Source organism: Stutzerimonas stutzeri (assembly GCF_000590475.1).
Lineage (GTDB): Bacteria > Pseudomonadota > Gammaproteobacteria > Pseudomonadales > Pseudomonadaceae > Stutzerimonas > Stutzerimonas stutzeri_D.
Window position 1 is genome coordinate 2,335,517 of sequence record NZ_CP007441.1, and the last position, 17,569, is coordinate 2,353,085.

At 59.9% G+C, this 17,569-nt stretch carries 18 protein-coding genes and 3 tRNA genes; 9 read left to right on the forward strand and 12 right to left on the reverse strand.

What is annotated here, in order from left to right; all coding sequences use genetic code 11:
* Positions 1-18: 18 nt before the first annotated feature.
* From CH92_RS10865 to CH92_RS10890, 6 genes are all read left to right on the forward strand, one after another.
* Positions 19-94 (forward strand) — tRNA-Gly (locus tag CH92_RS10865).
* Between the two features lie 44 nt (positions 95-138).
* Positions 139-212 (forward strand) — tRNA-Cys (locus tag CH92_RS10870).
* Positions 213-403: 191 nt separating this feature from the next.
* Positions 404-598, forward strand: a complete 195-nt coding sequence (locus CH92_RS10875; RefSeq protein ID WP_025241805.1) for a PLD nuclease N-terminal domain-containing protein — start codon at positions 404-406, stop codon at positions 596-598.
* A 174-nt stretch (positions 599-772) separates the two neighbouring features.
* Positions 773-859: transfer RNA gene (locus CH92_RS10880), tRNA-Leu, on the forward strand.
* Between the two features lie 169 nt (positions 860-1,028).
* Entirely contained in the window at positions 1,029-1,307 is a 279-nt protein-coding gene (locus tag CH92_RS10885) for a hypothetical protein (protein ID WP_025241806.1), read from the forward strand.
* A 233-nt stretch (positions 1,308-1,540) separates the two neighbouring features.
* Entirely contained in the window at positions 1,541-1,804 is a 264-nt protein-coding gene (locus tag CH92_RS10890) for a hypothetical protein (RefSeq protein ID WP_144380983.1), read from the forward strand.
* A 59-nt stretch (positions 1,805-1,863) separates the two neighbouring features.
* Here the strand turns inward: CH92_RS10890 and CH92_RS10895 are convergent, their stop codons facing one another.
* Entirely contained in the window at positions 1,864-2,109 is a 246-nt protein-coding gene (locus tag CH92_RS10895; RefSeq protein WP_025241808.1) for a hypothetical protein, read from the reverse strand.
* A gap of 208 nt (positions 2,110-2,317) precedes the next feature.
* Between CH92_RS10895 and CH92_RS10900 the strand changes: the two genes are divergently transcribed.
* Positions 2,318-3,070: a FadR/GntR family transcriptional regulator gene (locus tag CH92_RS10900; RefSeq protein WP_025241809.1), complete on the forward strand. Its 753-nt coding sequence runs from the start codon at positions 2,318-2,320 to the stop codon at positions 3,068-3,070.
* Between the two features lie 257 nt (positions 3,071-3,327).
* Here CH92_RS10900 and CH92_RS10905 read toward each other — a convergent pair whose 3' ends face one another.
* The 6 genes from CH92_RS10905 to CH92_RS10930 all read right to left on the reverse strand — a co-directional run bounded on the left by CH92_RS10905 (position 3,328) and on the right by CH92_RS10930 (position 9,096).
* Entirely contained in the window at positions 3,328-4,236 is a 909-nt protein-coding gene (locus CH92_RS10905) for an EamA family transporter (RefSeq protein ID WP_025241810.1), read from the reverse strand.
* A gap of 156 nt (positions 4,237-4,392) precedes the next feature.
* Positions 4,393-5,673, reverse strand: coding sequence for a TRAP transporter large permease (locus CH92_RS10910; protein WP_025241811.1), 1,281 nt, complete (start codon positions 5,671-5,673; stop codon positions 4,393-4,395).
* Positions 5,673-6,200, reverse strand: a complete 528-nt coding sequence (locus CH92_RS10915) for a TRAP transporter small permease (RefSeq protein ID WP_025241812.1) — start codon at positions 6,198-6,200, stop codon at positions 5,673-5,675. The genes CH92_RS10910 and CH92_RS10915 overlap by 1 nt, the downstream gene beginning before the upstream one ends.
* A 67-nt stretch (positions 6,201-6,267) precedes the next feature.
* Positions 6,268-7,242: a TRAP transporter substrate-binding protein gene (locus CH92_RS10920; protein ID WP_025241813.1), complete on the reverse strand. Its 975-nt coding sequence runs from the start codon at positions 7,240-7,242 to the stop codon at positions 6,268-6,270.
* Positions 7,243-7,326: 84 nt separating this feature from the next.
* On the reverse strand, positions 7,327-8,229 hold the full coding sequence (locus CH92_RS10925) for an SMP-30/gluconolactonase/LRE family protein (RefSeq protein ID WP_025241814.1): 903 nt from the start codon (positions 8,227-8,229) through the stop codon (positions 7,327-7,329).
* 42 nt (positions 8,230-8,271) lie between these two features.
* Positions 8,272-9,096: an NAD-dependent epimerase/dehydratase family protein gene (locus tag CH92_RS10930; protein ID WP_025241815.1), complete on the reverse strand. Its 825-nt coding sequence runs from the start codon at positions 9,094-9,096 to the stop codon at positions 8,272-8,274.
* A gap of 580 nt (positions 9,097-9,676) precedes the next feature.
* On the opposite strand from CH92_RS10930, the gene CH92_RS10935 reads away from it, so the two are divergent.
* Positions 9,677-10,834: an L-talarate/galactarate dehydratase gene (locus CH92_RS10935; RefSeq protein ID WP_025241816.1), complete on the forward strand. Its 1,158-nt coding sequence runs from the start codon at positions 9,677-9,679 to the stop codon at positions 10,832-10,834.
* Here CH92_RS10935 and CH92_RS10940 read toward each other — a convergent pair.
* Complete coding sequence (locus CH92_RS10940; RefSeq protein ID WP_025241817.1) at positions 10,822-11,727, reverse strand: LysR family transcriptional regulator; 906 nt, start codon at positions 11,725-11,727, stop codon at positions 10,822-10,824. The genes CH92_RS10935 and CH92_RS10940 overlap by 13 nt on opposite strands.
* Before the next feature lie 105 nt (positions 11,728-11,832).
* Between CH92_RS10940 and CH92_RS10945 the strand changes: the two genes are divergently transcribed.
* Positions 11,833-12,966: an L-talarate/galactarate dehydratase gene (locus CH92_RS10945; protein WP_235206213.1), complete on the forward strand. Its 1,134-nt coding sequence runs from the start codon at positions 11,833-11,835 to the stop codon at positions 12,964-12,966.
* A 63-nt stretch (positions 12,967-13,029) separates the two neighbouring features.
* Here the strand turns inward: CH92_RS10945 and CH92_RS10950 are convergent, their stop codons facing one another.
* From CH92_RS10950 to CH92_RS10965, 4 genes are all read right to left on the reverse strand, one after another.
* Positions 13,030-14,550, reverse strand: a complete 1,521-nt coding sequence (locus CH92_RS10950; RefSeq protein ID WP_025241819.1) for a tripartite tricarboxylate transporter permease — start codon at positions 14,548-14,550, stop codon at positions 13,030-13,032.
* A gap of 9 nt (positions 14,551-14,559) precedes the next feature.
* Complete coding sequence (locus tag CH92_RS10955) at positions 14,560-15,048, reverse strand: tripartite tricarboxylate transporter TctB family protein (protein ID WP_025241820.1); 489 nt, start codon at positions 15,046-15,048, stop codon at positions 14,560-14,562.
* Between the two features lie 68 nt (positions 15,049-15,116).
* Complete coding sequence (locus CH92_RS10960) at positions 15,117-16,085, reverse strand: Bug family tripartite tricarboxylate transporter substrate binding protein (RefSeq protein WP_025241821.1); 969 nt, start codon at positions 16,083-16,085, stop codon at positions 15,117-15,119.
* Between the two features lie 51 nt (positions 16,086-16,136).
* Positions 16,137-17,528, reverse strand: a complete 1,392-nt coding sequence (locus CH92_RS10965; protein ID WP_025241822.1) for an enolase C-terminal domain-like protein — start codon at positions 17,526-17,528, stop codon at positions 16,137-16,139.
* Positions 17,529-17,569 lie beyond the last annotated feature (41 nt).

The window sequence follows — 17,569 nt, forward strand, 5'->3', positions numbered from 1 at the left end:
GCCCGTCACCAAGACTATGCGGGAATAGCTCAGTTGGTAGAGCACGACCTTGCCAAGGTCGGGGTCGCGAGTTCGAGTCTCGTTTCCCGCTCCAGTTTGTTGACGATGACGCCGCAGTTCGCGGCGTTATCGTTCTGAGGCCGGTTGGCAGAGTGGTTATGCAGCGGATTGCAAATCCGTGTACGCCGGTTCGATTCCGACATCGGCCTCCATCAGTGAAGAAACCGCAAGCGCAAGCTTGCGGTTTTTTTATGCATTCGATTCAGTGGCTGTGTGTTCTGCCGGCGTTCCGATACAGCCGTAGCCGGCCAATCGACTACAGCCTGCTTGGGGCGCCCGCGCCAACGGAACTGCAGCTAGGCGCTCAGGACTCATATCTTATGAACCCTGCGAGGAGAGCTGCATGTCTGACGCGATGAGTTACTTCGCAATTGCCATAGCGGTGATTGTGATTGCCCTGGATTTACTTGCCATCGTCAGCGTATTCAAAAGCGACCGAACGGTAGGTGCCAAGGCGCTCTGGGCCATTGGCATCGCGTTATTTCCCATTCTCGGTCTGGTGTTCTGGTTGCTCGCAGGCATACGTCGACGGCATTGAGATTTCCGGTCTAGCCATTACGCAACCGCATCCAAGCGCTGCGCTGGAGTGATCATCGGTCGTCGTGCCTACGCGTTTAGCAAACCTCTGGCACTCTGGCGTGCCGTTCGGCTTGCACCTCGGCGGGTGGCTGGTTATAGTCCTGCGCCGCGATCGAGCATCGCGCTCCGTCCTGCCCGGATGGCGAAACTGGTAGACGCAAGGGACTTAAAATCCCTCATCCGAAAGGGTATGCGGGTTCGATTCCCGCTCCGGGCACCAAGGGCGTGGCTTATCTGACAGTTGCGACATATTGAAAGCCGGCCTTTGCAGCCGGTTTTTTCGTTTCTGCGCGGCCGGCAGGCTCGTACAGGGACCAATGGCAACCTGTCTACTTGAACGCATACGCTGGTCGAACCTCTTATCTGTACAGGGCAACGGAGAGGTAGAGATGACTATCGAACGCGACGATCGGCAGCCGCAGGCTGAATCCCTTCCGGGCACTCGCGCTGAGAGCGAAGACGACGGGGTGGTTATTCCCGGCTCGGCACCGCCGTTGAGCCCAGGCCGCACCGACGTGAACCCGGATGACCAACCGGGCGTTGACGAGTTGCCGGGTAATGAGTTGGAACGCCCACGGGATGGCGCCGACGGCGTGCCCATGGAACGCCAAACGCCCGACATTGATGTCGATAACGCCGAAATGGATGACGCACCCAACCCGCGCTAACGCTTGTGCGCTATACGCCTGGAATAGCGCCACGGCGCTTGTCGCGGTGACTGGGTTGTCGTCGTTAGGCTGCGCCCCGGCGGGTATTCTTCGAGATCTGTCTCGTCTATTGGCTCCCACCAGGCAGTGCTGCCGCACCTCGGCATTCAGACGTTGCGCCTCTGGCGTTCAGCCGCATCGGTGTAGTGTTTGGCCAAGGCGTCTCGTTCCATCGCATCATGTTCGGACTGACGATGAATAAACTCACCAAGCAATACGCCGTGATCGCCGGACTGACAGCGCTCATAGCTGGCTGCAATGGGATAGAAACGGTGCCTCCTGCAGACGGTACCGATGAATATGTATTCGCTTGCACCAAGGCCGCCGGACAACCGGGCTGTGAAGCCCGAGCACGTGCGGTTTGCCCGCAAGGCTACGAAACCCTGAGTAGCGAAGAGACTTTCGATCGTAAGGAGCTACGTGTTCGCTGCATTGAGGAAGACAACGGAGACAGCTGATCGAACCCACCGAGCGACAACTGTTGTGGCGCCTGCTCGGTAGGGCACGGTGACAATAGTTACTGTTTCATGCCAAGTAATTCTTGTGCTTCTCCAAGGGCTTCAAGCGATTGTTCATGCTTGCCAGCCTTGTGCAGTTCTTCCCCCTCGGCGCGAAGCTCTTTGACTCGCGTCAGAATGGCTGGATCGCTCGGTGGATTCGTTGCCAGTTGGTCATCGATCTTTGCCATGTCCATTGGACAATGCATTGCCCAGAGCGGCGTGCTGACGACAGCGGCTGCGATGAGTAGCAATATGCGACGCATGATTTGATCTCCTGTGAGTGGCCCGCCAGTCCAGTATAGAAGTCACCTAGCAACCGTGCGGTTTTCGGATACAAGGCTGGTTCGGCCAATTTGCAATCGCCGGACACTGCCGCTATGCCAAAGATTTGGATCGTGCTGCTCGTATAGTCATCGTACAACCACTGGGCTATGATACGGGTTACTTCGCTTCAAAGAGATTGATGTGTCCATGGAAAACCAGAGCGTCCAACCACGCGTCCGCCGAAAGCACCGCAGTCTTGCGCAGGAGCTGGTTACGGAGCTGTCCCAGCAGATCCGCGACGGCCTCATCAAGCGTGGTGACAAGCTGCCTACCGAGTCTGCAATCATGCAGGCCCAGGGTGTAAGCAGGACAGTGGTGCGCGAGGCGATCTCTCGGTTACAGGCGTCCGGCCTGGTAGAAACGCGCCACGGCATCGGCACATTTGTACTCGACACGCCCAGCACCACAGGCCTTCGCATCGACCCGGCAACCATTGGCACGCTGCGTGACGTGTTGTCGATTCTGGAGCTGCGTATCAGTCTTGAGGTCGAGTCGGCCGGGTTGGCGGCGATGCGTCGCACCCCGGAGCAGCTGGCGGCGATGCGAGCGTTCCTGGATTCGCTGCAGCAGAGCGCGGCTTTGTCCAGCGAAGCTGCGGTATCGGATTTTCAGTTTCACTTGCAGATTGCCGAGGCGACAGGCAATCGTTATTTCACTGACATCATGAATCATCTGGGCACCGCCATCATCCCGCGCAGTCGGCTCAACTCGGCACGCCTGGCCCACGATGACCAGCCGCACTACCAGCAGCGCCTCGGTCGTGAGCATGAGCAGATTTACGACGCCATCGCCCGCCAGGATGCCGAATCTGCCCGGGCCGCGATGCGGTTGCATCTGACCAACAGTCGCGAGCGGCTGCGCCAGGCGCATGAAGAGGCCGAAACCGACAAGGCCGAGTGAACATCTACCCCCGACTTAAGGCCGTGACGCATACCGCGGCGAGCGGCTCGCGTGCAGTAGCGCTGTGTCGGGGTCATGGAGAATGTCCAGCTGGCAATCAGCTGTTCCTTTAACGTCAAGCACACGCTTTTTTTCAACCCTATCTGGCAGCTCAAGCGTTCCGTTGTGATGAGCGACTTGGCTGAAACGACAAGGTGGGCGTTGCGCCAAGATCGCTATCCTCAGAGTGCTGAGCACTACGCCGCTTGTTGCTCTCTTCACTGCTTGCGGTAAGCCAGCAGAGCGATGCCACTGACCACTATCAGGCCGCCCAACACCTGCCAGGGCCCGAGCAACTGGCCGAGCACCAACCAGCCCAGGAGCATGCCAGCGACCGGCTCCACATTCATGACCGGCGCATTGCGCGCAATATTCAGGCGCGGCATGCAGATGAACAATGTCGAAAAAGCCGCCCCATAGAGCAATACCAGGCAGCCCAGGGCAATCCAGCCGGCGCTCGCGCTGGGCAGGCTCAGACCACCCGGTATCAGGCCGCTAGCACCAAGCAGGGCGGAGCTGCCGAACACGACGATTAGCGTCAGCATACTGCGCACAGAACCGGCCATCTTCGACAGCTTGTGCTCGGTGACCCACAGTGCAATTGCGAATACCGCGGCTGCGGTCAGGCTGAAGAGGATGCCGGCGATCCATTGGCCGTCCGGCGCCTCGCTGCTGATCAGGCGTGCCGGGACATCCAGTACCAGCACCAGACCGAACAGGATCATGCCCATGATCGCCAGCGCTTGACCGGTCGGTCTTGGACCGCCTAGCAACCAGGTCAGCAGCGCCAGCATGATGGGCGACAGATTCACCACCAGCAGCGCCAGTGCCACGGGAATGCGCGCGACGGCTGAATAGATGCAGAAGCTCTGTACCGCGATCAACAGGCCGAGCAGGATCTGCCAGCGCCAGGTGGCACCGCTCAGGCGCAGGGATTCGCGCCGCCAGAAAACCAAGGCACCCAAGGCAATTAGGGTAACGCCGGCGCGACAGAGCATGGCCAGCAGCAGGCCGGTGTCGTGATCGAAGGCAATCCGCGCAGCGATATGGTTGCCTGCGAACGAGCAGGCCAGGGTGGCCAGAATCAGTACGGCGATATGGCGTGGAAATGGTGCAGCAGCTTGCATGGGGTCAGTCCTGTCCTGGGTGGAATCCGTTCCGTTCGGCCGAGCCTGCGTGGGCACCGGCGCCGTTTTTAATGTCTATGGTTGGCGAATGTCGCTGGCTTGCAAAGCAAAACGCCGCCCGGGTGGGCGGCGTCCTCGTTCGTGCGCTGAGGACTGTCAAAGCACCATGCTTGGCAACCAGAGCGAGATCGCAGGGATATAGGTCACGGCCATCAGAACCAGGAACAGAGCGCCGTAGAAGGGCAGCAGCGCCTTGACGGTATTTTCAATGGTCACCTTGCCAACCGCAGCACCGACAAACAATACCGCACCTACCGGTGGGGTGATCAGGCCGATCCCGAGGTTGACGAGCATGATCATGCCGAAGTGCACCGGGTCCACACCAATGCCGGTAATCACCGGCATCAGAATCGGCGTCAGGATCAGGATCAGCGGTGCCATGTCCATCAGCGTGCCGAGCACCAGCAGCATCATATTGATGCACATGAGGATCACGTAGCGGTTGTCCGACAGGGTCAGGAACATCGTGGTGATCTTCGACGGAATCTGCATCAGCGTCATGATGTAGCCGAAGCTGGCGGCGAATGCGATCAGGATCATCACCACCGACAGCGTGCGCACCGTCCGGTGCAGCAACTTAGGTAGCTCGCGCCACTTATAGTCGCGGTAGATGAACATAGTCACGAAGAATGCCCAGACGACGGCAATCGAGGCGGATTCGGTTGCGGTAAAAACCCCGGAAAGGATGCCGCCGAGGATGATGACCATGGTCATCAGGCCCCAGAGCGCTTCGACACAAATCTTCAGCGCCTGCTTGAGCGGGACGACCTCACCTTTGGGGTAATTGCGTATCCGAGCGAAGATCAGGCACATGGTCATCATGACCGCGCTCAGCAGCAGCCCAGGGCCGATACCGGCGATGAACAGCGAGGAGATCGAGACCGTACCGCCGGCAGCCAGTGAATAAAGAACCGAGTTATGGCTGGGCGGGGTCAGCAGTGCCTGAACCGATCCGCTTACCGTTACAGCCGTGGAAAATTCACGCGGATAGCCTTTCTTCTCCATTTCCGGGATCAGCACCGAACCTACCGAAGCAGTGTCGGCCAGTGACGAGCCGGAGATGGCACCGAAGAAGGTGGAGGCCATGATATTGACCAGGGACAGGCCACCGCGTACGAAACCGACCAATACCGCGGCGAAAGCAACCAGCCGCCGAGACATCCCGCCTTCGGCCATGATGGCTCCAGCCAACACGAAGAACGGGATCGCCAGCAACGAGAACTTGTTGACCCCGCCCGCGACCTGAATCATCACCGCGTCGAATGGGATATCGATCCACCAGGCGCCGATCAGGGCTGACAATCCAAGCGCATAGGCGACCGGCATCCGCAGAAGGAACAACACAGCGAAGCTGCCGAGTAGTATCAGCGCATCCATTACACTGCCTCCTTGCTGTCTTCAACCAGCTCGTAGTTGACCGCTCGCCGATGGCTCTGGTCACCGAAAATGATTCGCTCGAGCACGAACAGCAGCGTGATAAGGCCGCCAATCGGAATAGGGGAGTAGGTGACACCAACGCGTAGCGTCGGCAATGTGCTCATGAATTGATTCCAGGTGGCCATGCACAGCTTGATCCCCCAGATAGTCATGAACAGGCAGATGACCCCCATCAGGATTTGCACCAGCAGCTCGACATGGCGGTGCAGATACTCAGGCAGGCGGTCGGTGAACATCGTCACCGCCATATGCGCGCCGGCTCGATAACTCGCCGCAGCGCCGAAAAATGTAAAGATCACCATCAGCAGAATGGCCACGGGTTCAGGCCAGCCGCCACCGGAGCCCAGCACGTAGCGCGCGAAGATCCCCCAAGGGATGATCATGGACATGACCACGATGGCCAATCCCGCGACCCAGATACAGGTCATGTAGATCGCGTCGTTGACGCGCAGCAGCGTGTTTTTCATCAGACTTCACCACAAGCGCGGTGACGGGCGCAGGCCCGCCACCGCGAGGTTTTTCAGAGAGAACGAATTACTGGACGGCTTCGATACGCTTGATCAGTTCGGCGTAAGGCGCGCCGTATTTTTCACGTACCGGAGCGGTAGCATCGTAGAAGGGCTTCTTGTCGACTTTGATGAAGGTGACGCCTTCTTCCTTGAGTTTGGCCTCACTGCTGGCGGTTTTCTCATCCCACAGCTTGCGCTCTTCCATCTGCGCTTCCTTGGCGTATTTCTTGACGATTTCCTGCTGCTCGGGGGTGAGCTTGTTCCAGGTCGTCTTGGACATCACGATCGGCTCGGGAAGAATCAGGTGGCCCGTTAGCGAGTAGTTCTTCGCAGCGCGGAAGTGGTTGTGCTCAAGCATGGTTGGCGGGTTGTTTTCGGCGCCGTCGACCACGCCGGTCTGCAGGGCGCTGAAGATCTCACCGGTATCCATCGCCACGCCCTGGGCGCCCATGGCGTTCAGTGTGTCGATGAACAGCGGGTTACCCATTACACGAATCTTCATGCCCTTGAGGTCTTCAAGGTTGTGCACTGGCTTCTTGGTATAGAGGTTGCGCACGCCACCGTCCATCCACGCCAGACCAACCATGTTGAATTCGGAGTTGGTGATCTTGTCGAGGATCTCCTGGCCGATTTCGCCATCGATGACCTTGCGCATATGGGCATTGTCACGGAACACGAAGGGCATGTTGAATGCGTTGACATCCGGAACTACCGGACCGAGGGTCCCCAGACTGACGCGGGTCATCTGCACCGCACCGATCTGGACCTGCTCGACGACTTCCTTCTCCGAGCCAAGCACGCCACCGGAGAACATGCGGAACGTGAGTTCGCCGTTCGTGGCTTCTTCAATCTTCTGACCCATGTGTTCCTGGGCCACGACCGTCGGGTAACCGGCTGGATGGATTTCGGCGATCTTCAGAGTCATGGCGGCGTGGGCCGTGCTGGACAGGCAGAAGGCGAAGGGAAGTGCAGCGATGAGCAACTTTCGTTTGAAGTTCATGTGGATCTCCATCTTGTTGTTGTTGGTGTGCAGCGTTGGAGCGTCAAGGCCGGATAACTACGAGCCGGTCCCAGTGTGGGTGAATCATTGACGAAAAGGGGTTTCCTCCAGTCCACGGACGCCAGGCTGCAGTGCGAACACACCGCCTGCTAACGGCTGATCGGACAGATCGCCACCGGGACGAATGGAAGTGACGAACAGGGTGTCGAGGCCAGCGCCACCAAAGGCGCACATCGCGGGTTTCTTCACCGGCACCTGTAGCGAACGGTCAAGACGGCCATCGGGCGTGAAGCGGTGGATCAGTCCGGCGTCGTTGCCACAAATCCAGTAGCAGCCGTCAACGTCCACCGCTGCGCCGTCGGGACGCCCAGCATAGTGATTCATGTCGACGAACAGCCGGCGATTGCTCGGGGTGCCGCTGTCGATGTCGTAATCGAAAGCCCAGATGCGTTGCACGCTGGGGTGCGAGTCGGAGAGATACATCGTCCGACCGTCCGGACTGAAGCCCAGCCCGTTGGGCACGATGAAGTCATTTAGCTGCGCACTGAGTGAATCGTCGCGCGACGAACCGTCGAACCGGTACAGCGCGCCAGCTGGGATGCCGGCAGCCATATCCAGGACCATGGTTCCAGCCCAGAAGCGCCCTTGGCGGTCGCAACGACCGTCGTTGAAACGCATGCCGGCATGAGCATGTTGCGCGCCTGCCAGCCGGTGGGAGCCAAGCGTGCCGTCATCTTGCGGAGCTATTTCGAAGAGGCCGTCTTCCATGCCGGCGATCCAGCGATTCGGACCTGCCTCGCAACGCGCGATACAGGCAATCATCTGCTCGCCAGTCCAGCGGGTAATCGAAGCATCCGCGGCCTTCCAGCGCAGCAGTTGGCGATTGGGGATGTCGACCCAGTAGAGTGCCTGCTCTGAGGCGACCCAGACCGGACTTTCTCCCGTTGCGTTCTGCGCTTCGACTATCAGTTCTGCGTTAGTTGCCATGGCGATTCTCTTGTAGTTGTTCGCGGCGTGGCGGAAAGCTTGTCAGTCGTCGAACGGGCCCGCTTCGCAGAAGGCGCCGCCCTGATAGATCAAGGCTGGATCATTGGGCGCGTAGGGCGGCTGTGTTTCGATCTTGTCGCGGAAAACTTCGGAGGTGTCCTTGGGCTCGAAACCGAGGTGCGCTGCCATGTGGTTGTCCCACCAGGCGTCACGGTTCGCCGAGGCACCGTACACAACGGTGTGCTTCACATTCGGAGTAAACAGCGAACGCTCGATCAGGTTGGTCAGATCGCGGTAGCTGAGGTAGGTGGCCATCATTCGGCGATTGAGCGGCTCGGGGAAGGAGGAGCCGATGCGGATGCTGACGGTCTCGATGCCGTAGCGATCGAAATAGAAGCTCGCCATGTCCTCGCCGTAGGATTTGGACAGACCGTAATAGCTGTCTGGGCGGCGCGGTGCGCTGGCATCGATGGTTTCGGTCTGCTTGTGGAAACCGATGACATGGTTGGAGCTGGCAAAGACTACGCGCTTGATGCCGTGCTTGCGTGCGGCTTCGTAGATATGGAATACGCCGCGGATGTTGGCTTCGAGGATTTCCTCGAAGGGTCGCTCGACAGAGACGCCGCCAAAATGCGCAATCGCATCGACGCCGTCGCAAAGTGCGTGTACGGCTGCTTTATCGGAGAGATCGCAAGGCATCACCTCTTCATGCGGGCCGGCGGCGGGCGCCATCGAGGCAATATCGGAGAGACGAATAATGTTGGCATAGGGGCGAAGCGTTTCGCGTAGCACCTTGCCCAAACCTCCCGCCGCTCCGGTCAGCAGGAGGCGATTGAAGGGTGTGGGGGTGATCGTCGTGCTTGTCATTTTGGGTCTGCCCGTCGCTTATTGTTTTGATGTCATCGGTTGTCGGATGACTTGGATTGATTATTTCTGTCGCCCTCAAACTTTGTCAACCGCAAAGTGCGATCTTCTTACCGGTGTCCAAATGCTGGTTCCTGCTTCGGAAAGTCCCGCTCGCTCTTCCTGTAACTAGCGTAGTCTCTGGATTCCGTACGTTTCAGAAGTGATCGCAGAGCATCACGCTAGCGGTCACAGCCAGGTAATTACATACCACTAAAGTCGAGTGAGGCTCCTGCCTCGGAAACGGACGGGCATGACGGACGAAGTATGCGTGGTTGTATGATGACCAAGCGACGTCGACTCGATTTTTCGCGATACTGGCGCGTGCCGCCGAGCCTGCTCGGTTTGCAATCCGCTGCGGCTGAATGTCGAATTCGAGCTGATCGTACGAGACAGCACCTGAAAGGTTCAGGACTTGAGTGTTGCGCAGTCACCCACCATAGGCTGATTCAGGCTGCCCATTTTTCGGCCTTCTCGCGGGTCTATGTGATGTGCAGTTGCACATGGCTCCATGCAGGTAGTCGGTCTATCACCCGGAGGTTCCATGAACGACACGCCCACAATCATCTGTGCCGACGAAGACCGTATCGCCTGGTTGCGCCTGCGCTCGGTGGCACTGCCGCTCGCCAACCCGATCAGCGATGCGAAGGTGCTCACCGGCCGGCAGAAGCCGATGACCGAAATCGCCATTCTGATCGCTGAGATCGAGACCCGCGATGGCCATCAAGGACTTGGCTTCAGTTACTCCAAGCGCGCCGGGGGCGCGGGGCAGTTTGCCCATGCTCTGGAGGTGGCGCCCAACCTGATCGGTGAAAACCCCAGCGACATCTCCAAGCTATGGGACAAGCTGTGCTGGGCAGGCGCTTCGGTAGGTCGCAGCGGCGTCGCGACTCAAGCGATCGGCGCCTTCGACGTGGCGCTGTGGGATCTCAAAGCACGTCGTGCGGGGCTGTCGCTGGCGCGCCTGCTCGGTGCCCAGCGAGACTCGGTGCGCTGCTACAACACGTCTGGTGGTTTTTTGCACACACCGCTGGATCAATTGCTGAAAAACACCGATGTGTCGCGAGAGAAGGGCATCGGCGGGATCAAGCTCAAAGTCGGCCAGCCGGACTGGGCGCTGGACCTGCATCGGGTCGGCACGGTGCGCCAACACTTAGGCGAGGCGTTTCCACTGATGGTCGATGCCAACCAGCAATGGGATCGGCCGATGGCTCGGCGCATGTGTCGGCGCCTGGAGCCTTTCGATCTGGTGTGGATCGAGGAACCACTGGACTGTTACGACGCCGAGGGGCACGCCGAGCTGGTGCGCCAGTTCGACACGCCAATCGCGACGGGCGAGATGCTCACCAGCCCGGCTGAGCACTGGGAGTTCATTCGTCAGCGTGCTGCCGACTTTCTGATGCCGGACGCCCCACGCGTCGGCGGGATCACGCCCTATCTCCGGATACAGACCCTGGCCGAGCAGGCGGGCATGACATTGGCGCCGCACTTCGCCATGGAGCTGCATGTGCACCTAGCAGCGACCCATATTCGTGAGCCTTGGGTCGAGCATTTCGAATGGCTGGAGCCCTTGTTCGAGGAGCGACTGGAGATTCGTGATGGACGGATGCTGGTGCCTAACAGGCCCGGGCTGGGCTTGAGCCTGAGCGAGCGGGTGGCCGGTTGGACGGTGCAACAGGCCGAAGTGGGTCAGCGCGCCTGAGCGGGCTCGCTGGCTGCGTGCCGCACCGCTTCGCGAAGCGCGGCGACAGCGGGGTTGTCATTGTCGTCGCGCCAGGCCAGATGCAACTCGCTGTGTACACCTGATGGCAGCTCGAGCGCCCGCCAACGCACCCGCTCGAAGCTCACCGCACTGGCGCTGCGAGGCACCAATGCCAGGCCCATGCCGACGTTGACCAGTGACAGGATGGTCAAGGTGTTGCCAAGCGACTGTACGTAGTCTGGTTGCACGCCGCTGGAGCGGAACATGCCGGTGAGCAGCTCATTGAACGGCTGCCAGGCGGCATGCGAATAAAGGATGAACGACTGGCCGTGCAATGCGGCCAGTTCAAGCGGTTCGAGTCGTGCCAACGGATGCTCGTCGTGCACGGCCAGAATGAAGGGCTCGCATACGAGGCGCTCGCTGATCAGGCCCGGCTGGTTCAGCGGCGCCCGCACGATGCCCAGGTCGATGCGCCGCATACGCAGGGCCTGAAGCTGCTCGAACGTGGTCATCTCCTGGAGCGCAATCTGCACACCGGGGCGGTCGCGCCTGGCTTGTGCCACCACCCGAGGCAAGAAGTCATAAACCGCACTGGCGACGAAGCCGATGCTTACGGTCCCGCTTTCGCCGAACGCAATCAGACGTGCGGTCTGCGCCGCTCGGTGGGCTTGCTCGAGCAGCGCCTGGGCTTCGACGAAGAAAGCACGACCCGCGGCGGTCAAGGCCACTGCCCGGGTATTGCGGGTGAACAAGGCGATGCCCAGTTGGTGCTCTAGCAGCTGGATCTGCCGGCTCAGCGGCGGCTGGGTCATGTGCAGGCGCTCGGCGGCGCGACGAAAATTCAACTCCGTCGCGAGAGCGGTAAAGCATCGCAGTTGCGCCAGGTCGAACATTGATCCATTTCCGGTATCAATCAAGTGGTTGATTAGATTAGACCTGCATCAATCGCAACGTCCATCATGCCTTTCACACTGCGAGCCATGAAGGTGGGTATGAAAATGTACAGTCCCGATCGCATTACCTGGATCGGCCTGCGTGCGGTAGAACTGCCGCTGGCGCATGCCGTCAGCGATGCCAAAGTGGCAACCGGCCGGCAAGCCGCATTGACATCGGTCAGTCTGTTATTTGCCGAAATTCAAACCGCACAGGGGCATGCCGGCATAGGCTTCAGCTACAGCCTGCGCACCGGAGGGCCGGCACAATATGCCCACGCCCAGGAACTCGCACCGTTGCTGATCGGTGAAGACCCCAACGACATTGCCCGACTATGGAACAAGCTGGCCTGGGCAAGTGCTTCGGTAGGGCGGGGCGGCGTCGCGGCGCAGGCCATTGCCGCGATCGACACCGCCTTATGGGACCTCAAGGCACGGCGCGCGGCATTGCCGCTATCCAAACTGTTAGGTGCGCAGCGCGGCTCGGTGCGCTGCTATAACACCTCTGGCGGCTATCTGCAGGCCTCGACTGAAGAGCTCATCGACAAGGCGACGCAGTCTCGCGAGCGCGGCATTGGCGGCGTGAAGATGAAGGTCGGGCAACCGGACAGGCGACTCGATCTCCAGCGCGTCGAGGCCGTGCGCAAGCATTTGGGCGATGAAGTGCCACTGATGGTGGATGTCAACCAGCAGTGGGATCGCACCACCGCGTTACGCATGGGACGCGTGCTGGAGCAGTACCAGTTGGAATGGATCGAAGAGCCGCTCGATGCGCATGACGTTGCGGGGCACGCCGTTTTGGCCGCGCAACTGGATACGCCCATCGGTACCGGCGAGATGCTTACCAGCGCCGCCGAGGCCTTGGGCTATGTCGATACTGGCGCGGTCGATGTGATCATGCACGATGCGCCGCGCATGGGCGGCATCACGCCGTTTCTGAAGGTCGCCCAAGCAGCCGAACAACGAGGCATGATCATGGCGCCGCATTTCGTCATGGAAATCCATTTGCACCTGGCGGCTGCTTACGAGCACCCGACCTGGGTAGAACATTTCGAGTGGTTGGAGCCGGCCTTCAACGAACGGTTGGAAATACGCGACGGCCACATGATCGTGCCAGATCGGCCAGGCCTGGGCCTGAGCCTGCACGAGCGGGTGGCTGGCTGGACGCTGGCAAAGATGGAAATAGGTAAGCGCGGCTGAACGCAAAACCGCGACAAGGCGCGGTTTTGCTTCTCGGTACCCGCCTGCGCGGATGTCGTGATATCAAGCCCTCTGCAGCTTTTCCACTGCGCTCTTACGACCGCGCAATGCGCTGAACAGATGCCAGAGCACCGACAGCAGGGCCAGCGCCAGGAAAGCAGCCGAGATGGGGTTCGTGAGAAAGCCCATGAAGTGACCGTCAGACAGCATCAGGCCGCGACGCAGGTTAGTCTCGGCCATCGGTCCGAGAATGAAACCGATGATGAACGGCGCTGCGGGCATACCGCCTTTGACGAAGCCATAGCCGATTAGGCCGAACAAGAGGATGGTCCAGACATCGAACACGCGACTGCTCAGGCCGAACGCGCCGACCACGCACAGTACAAGGATGATCGGCAGCAGGATGTGCTTAGGCACCGCCAGCAGCTTGATGAAGATCCGCAGTCCATAAAACTCCAGCACCAGCATCATCACTGAGGCCAGGATCAGCGCCGCGAAGATGGTGTAGACCAACGCGCCCTGGCTGATGAACAACAGCGGGCCGGGCTGGATGCCGTGGATCATGAAGCCACCCAACAGAATCGCCGTCACGGTATCCCCGGGAATACCGAGGGTCATCAGCGGAATCATCGCGCTGCCGATGCCGGCGTTGTTAGCGGTTTCACTGGCGACCACGCCTTCGACCGCACCCTTGCCGAACATCTCGGGATGCTTGGAGCGCTTCTTGGCGATGATGTAGGAGACGATGTTCGAGGTGCCAGCCCCGATGCCCGGCAAGATGCCGATCCCGATGCCGATCAGCGAAGAGCGAAAGGCATTGGGAATCTGTCCGAAGAATTCCTTCAGGGAAAATCCGAAGCCCTTGACGCCCTTCATGCTTACCGACGCGATCTTGCTCTTGTGCGCGGCCCTGCCTGTCTCAGCAATCTTGATCACTTCGGCCACGGCGAACATGCCGATCATCACCGTCAGCATCGCGAAACCGCCGTTGAGGTTGGGCGAGTCGAAGGTGAAGCGGCGGATGGCGTCGACGGGTGCGATGCCGACGGTGGAAAATGCGAAACCCAGGGTCCCTGCATAGATGCCCTTGAGCAGCGAACCGGTGGACAGTGTGGCGATCAGCGTCAGCGAGAAAATCGCAATGGAGAAATACTCGTGCGGCCCGAAGCGCAAGGCTATCTTGGCCAGCGAGGGCGCGATGGACATCAGTGCGATGATGCTGAACACGGTACCGATGAAGGAAAACACCACGCCGATGCCGAGCGCCTTCAGACCTTCGCCTTTTTCCATCATCGGCCCGCCGTCGAACGTCGTGGCAATAGATGCTGGAGTGCCTGGGATCTTCAGCAGAATGGCCGAGATCAGGCCACCGGATGTCGCGCCGATGAACAGAGCGACCAACAGCGACAAGCCTGCGGCTGGCCCCATCGTGTAGGTCAGCGGTAAACACAAAGCGATGGCCATGGTCGCCGAGAGCCCGGGGACAGCGCCAAAGACGATGCCGACGGCGACGCCAAGGGTGATCAGGATGAAGATATACGGAGAGAAAACCGCACCGAAACCGGCCTGCAGAAGTTCGAACATGGCCGCCTCCTAGAATTTCAGAAAGCCGGTCGGGAGCATCAGATCGAAGCCCTGCCGGAAGATGAAGAAGATCGCAGCGGAGGTCACGACTGCGATGACGATATAGGAGATGTGGTTGATCTTCTGTTCGCGCGGTGTGATCACGATGAACTGTGCATACAGATAAAGGACGGTCATGATCGGAAAGCCGATCTTTTGCAGCAGCGCGACATATACAGCGATCAGCCCGAGCGTTTTGAACACTGTGGGATAGTCAGGCGGCGTTCCTGCAGATGGGTCGGCATCCGCATCGGGATCAGCCTGTGGTTGCGTCGCCTTGGTGGCCGTCAGCAATTGCAGGATGCCCAGCAGGCAGAGCCCGACGGACAACACATAGGGAACGGTAGAAGCGTCGATGAAACCTTTGCGCGGAAGGTTGATGGTCAGGAACAGGTAGAACAGGCCGGCACCCAGCATCAGGGCTCCGACCAGTAACTCCTTTCTCTTGTAGGTATCCATGGGACGGCTCTCGATTCAGAGGAAAGGCTGCCGGGCGCAGCGACTGCACCCGGCATCGTGTCGCAGGCTTACTTGCTTTGGCGCAGGTCGTCCTTGTATTCCATGAATTGCTCACGGGTGTTCTTCAGGCGGTCGATGGACGCATCGGTGCCGAAGTAGCTGACCGGTTGCTTGAAGGTCTTGCGCAGCTCTTCCTCGTATTCAGGCGTCTCGGTGATCTGTTTGACGATGCCGGCCATCTTTTCGATGATGGCCGGATCAGTGCCGTCCGGGAAGGCCACGATGTACGGCTTCTCCATAACGAAATCGACACCTTGCTCCTTGAACGTCGGCACGTCGCCGAGCAACGGATTGCGCGCGTCGTTGGGCTGACCCAGAGCGACCATTTCGCCGCTGGTTACGTAATCCTGCACCGAACCGTAGCTGATCGCAGCAAGGTCGATGCGGTCACCCAGCAGCGCGACGACTTTCTCCGATACCGTCCCGGCGTCGACCATCTTCAGCTTGGTGTCGGTCAGGCCTTCGAACATCAGACCTTGCAGGTGCGAGTAGCTGCCCATCTCGGTACCGTAGGTCACGCTGCTTGGCTCTGCCTTGGACTTGGAGATCAGGTCTTCCAGCGATTTCAGGCCTGAGCTCTTCGAGGCGACGAATACGGTGCCCTTGTCGACGCCAGCGATGCAGCAGATATCGAAGGCATCCAGGCTGTCTTCGGACAGGCCGGCCACCTCGTTGACGATCATTTGCCCGGTATGGGTGAAGAGAATGGTGTTGCCGTCCGGATCGGCCTGTTTGACCTGCTCGGCGGCCAAGGTACCGCCGCCGCCCGCGACGTTGGTGATGACCATCGCTTCGCCAGTGATCTTGGTGAAGTACTTGGCCATCGTGCGGGCGTTGAAATCGGTGTCGCCGCCGGCGTTGGCGATCACGACGACCTGGACTGGGCGAGTGGGCCAGTCGGTTTCGGCAGCGAACGCACCGCTGACAGCGGTTGCCAACAAGGCGGAAACGAGGGAGGCGCTGATAGCTTTTTTCATTGTTTGTCTCTCCGGTGGTTGGGTTGCGGCGCTTCTTTTTCTTTTCTTCTATTAGCGGCCCAGGCTGGGTTGCTTGGGGTCGTACTTCCAGCCAGGCACCAGGTACTGCATGGCCATGGCATCGTCTCGGGCGCCGGCGGCGACCTTGTTATAAAGCTCATGTGCGGACATGATCCGGTCCAGATCCGGCTCGATACCGAGGCCCGGTTTGTCCGGAACCTGAACGGCGCCACCGACGATCTGCAGCGGTTCGCGGGTCAGCCGCTCCTGGCCTTCTTGCCAGATCCAGTGGGTATCGATCGCGGTGATGTTGCCTGGCGCTGCGGCCGCGGCATGGGTGAACATCGCCAGCGAGACGTCAAAGTGGTTGTTCGAATGCGAACCCCAGGTGAGGCCGAACTGCTCGCACATCTGAGCGAGGCGCACCGAACCCTGCATGGTCCAGAAATGCGGGTCGGCCAGGGGGATGTCGACTGCCTCGAGGCGCAGCGAGTGGCCCATTTGGCGCCAGTCGGTCGCAACCATGTTGGTGGCGGTGGGAATACCCGTGGCGCGCTTGAATTCGGCCATGATTTCGCGACCCGAGTAGCCGTTCTCAGGGCCGCAGGGATCTTCTGCGTAGGACAGAATATGCCCCTGGCCTTTACACAGATCGATGGCCTCGGCCAGTGACCACGCCCCGTTGGGGTCCAGCGTCACACGTGCGTCGGGGAAACGCGCCTTGATGCCTGCAATCGCCTGCATCTCCTCGCTGCCACGCATGACGCCGCCCTTGAGCTTGAAATCCTTGAAGCCGTAGCGCGCCGTGGCGGCTTCGGCAAGCCGTACGATGGCAGCCGGAGTGACCGCTTCCTGATGACGGATGTGGTACCAATCATCAGCCGACCCGGAGCCGGCCAGGTAGGGCAGGTCGGTACGGGTGCGATCACCTATATAGAAGAGGTAGGCCAGCATCGGCACGCTGTCGCGCTGCTGGCCACTGCCGAGCAATTCCGCTACTGGCACGTCGAGGTGCTGCCCGAGTAGATCGAAGAGGGCGGCTTCGACCGCGGTGATGACATTGTCCAGGCGCAGATTGATCTCGTGTGGCTGCTTCAGCACGGCGGCTTCCGCTTCGGACGTGACCTCATGCTGCGTAGCCTGCGGGCCCTTCGCTGATCCGCCGGCAATGCCGCGGCGCAATGCGTTGAGTATTCCGTTGTAGCGCCCAATCGGTTGGCCGATCACCAAGCCCTTTGTGCGCTCCAGCGCGTGGCGGATGCCTTCACCGCCGGGCACTTCGCCGATACCGGTACGCCCGGCGCTGTCTTTGAGGATCACCAGGTTGCGGGTGAAATACGGAGCATGAGCGCCACACAGGTTCAACAGCATGCTGTCATAACCTGCAACCGGGATGACCTGCATCTCCGTAACCGTCGGGGTCGCCGTTTTAGCGTTTAGCATGTGCTGCATAGCTCCTGCTTATTGTTATGACCGGGGCAATC

What these genes read in the sequence shown, in the direction of transcription:
- CH92_RS10875 (WP_025241805.1), top strand. Translation starts at nt 404, where the DNA reads ATGTCTGACGCGATGAGTTACTTCGCAATTGCCATAGCGGTGATTGTG.
- CH92_RS10885 (WP_025241806.1), top strand. Translation starts at nt 1,029, where the DNA reads ATGACTATCGAACGCGACGATCGGCAGCCGCAGGCTGAATCCCTTCCG.
- CH92_RS10890 (WP_144380983.1), top strand. Translation starts at nt 1,541, where the DNA reads ATGAATAAACTCACCAAGCAATACGCCGTGATCGCCGGACTGACAGCG.
- CH92_RS10895 (WP_025241808.1), bottom strand. Translation starts at nt 2,109, where the DNA reads ATGCGTCGCATATTGCTACTCATCGCAGCCGCTGTCGTCAGCACGCCG.
- CH92_RS10900 (WP_025241809.1), top strand. Translation starts at nt 2,318, where the DNA reads ATGGAAAACCAGAGCGTCCAACCACGCGTCCGCCGAAAGCACCGCAGT.
- CH92_RS10905 (WP_025241810.1), bottom strand. Translation starts at nt 4,236, where the DNA reads ATGCAAGCTGCTGCACCATTTCCACGCCATATCGCCGTACTGATTCTG.
- CH92_RS10910 (WP_025241811.1), bottom strand. Translation starts at nt 5,673, where the DNA reads ATGGATGCGCTGATACTACTCGGCAGCTTCGCTGTGTTGTTCCTTCTG.
- CH92_RS10915 (WP_025241812.1), bottom strand. Translation starts at nt 6,200, where the DNA reads ATGAAAAACACGCTGCTGCGCGTCAACGACGCGATCTACATGACCTGT.
- CH92_RS10920 (WP_025241813.1), bottom strand. Translation starts at nt 7,242, where the DNA reads ATGAACTTCAAACGAAAGTTGCTCATCGCTGCACTTCCCTTCGCCTTC.
- CH92_RS10925 (WP_025241814.1), bottom strand. Translation starts at nt 8,229, where the DNA reads ATGGCAACTAACGCAGAACTGATAGTCGAAGCGCAGAACGCAACGGGA.
- CH92_RS10930 (WP_025241815.1), bottom strand. Translation starts at nt 9,096, where the DNA reads ATGACAAGCACGACGATCACCCCCACACCCTTCAATCGCCTCCTGCTG.
- CH92_RS10935 (WP_025241816.1), top strand. Translation starts at nt 9,677, where the DNA reads ATGAACGACACGCCCACAATCATCTGTGCCGACGAAGACCGTATCGCC.
- CH92_RS10940 (WP_025241817.1), bottom strand. Translation starts at nt 11,727, where the DNA reads ATGTTCGACCTGGCGCAACTGCGATGCTTTACCGCTCTCGCGACGGAG.
- CH92_RS10945 (WP_235206213.1), top strand. Translation starts at nt 11,833, where the DNA reads ATGTACAGTCCCGATCGCATTACCTGGATCGGCCTGCGTGCGGTAGAA.
- CH92_RS10950 (WP_025241819.1), bottom strand. Translation starts at nt 14,550, where the DNA reads ATGTTCGAACTTCTGCAGGCCGGTTTCGGTGCGGTTTTCTCTCCGTAT.
- CH92_RS10955 (WP_025241820.1), bottom strand. Translation starts at nt 15,048, where the DNA reads ATGGATACCTACAAGAGAAAGGAGTTACTGGTCGGAGCCCTGATGCTG.
- CH92_RS10960 (WP_025241821.1), bottom strand. Translation starts at nt 16,085, where the DNA reads ATGAAAAAAGCTATCAGCGCCTCCCTCGTTTCCGCCTTGTTGGCAACC.
- CH92_RS10965 (WP_025241822.1), bottom strand. Translation starts at nt 17,528, where the DNA reads ATGCTAAACGCTAAAACGGCGACCCCGACGGTTACGGAGATGCAGGTC.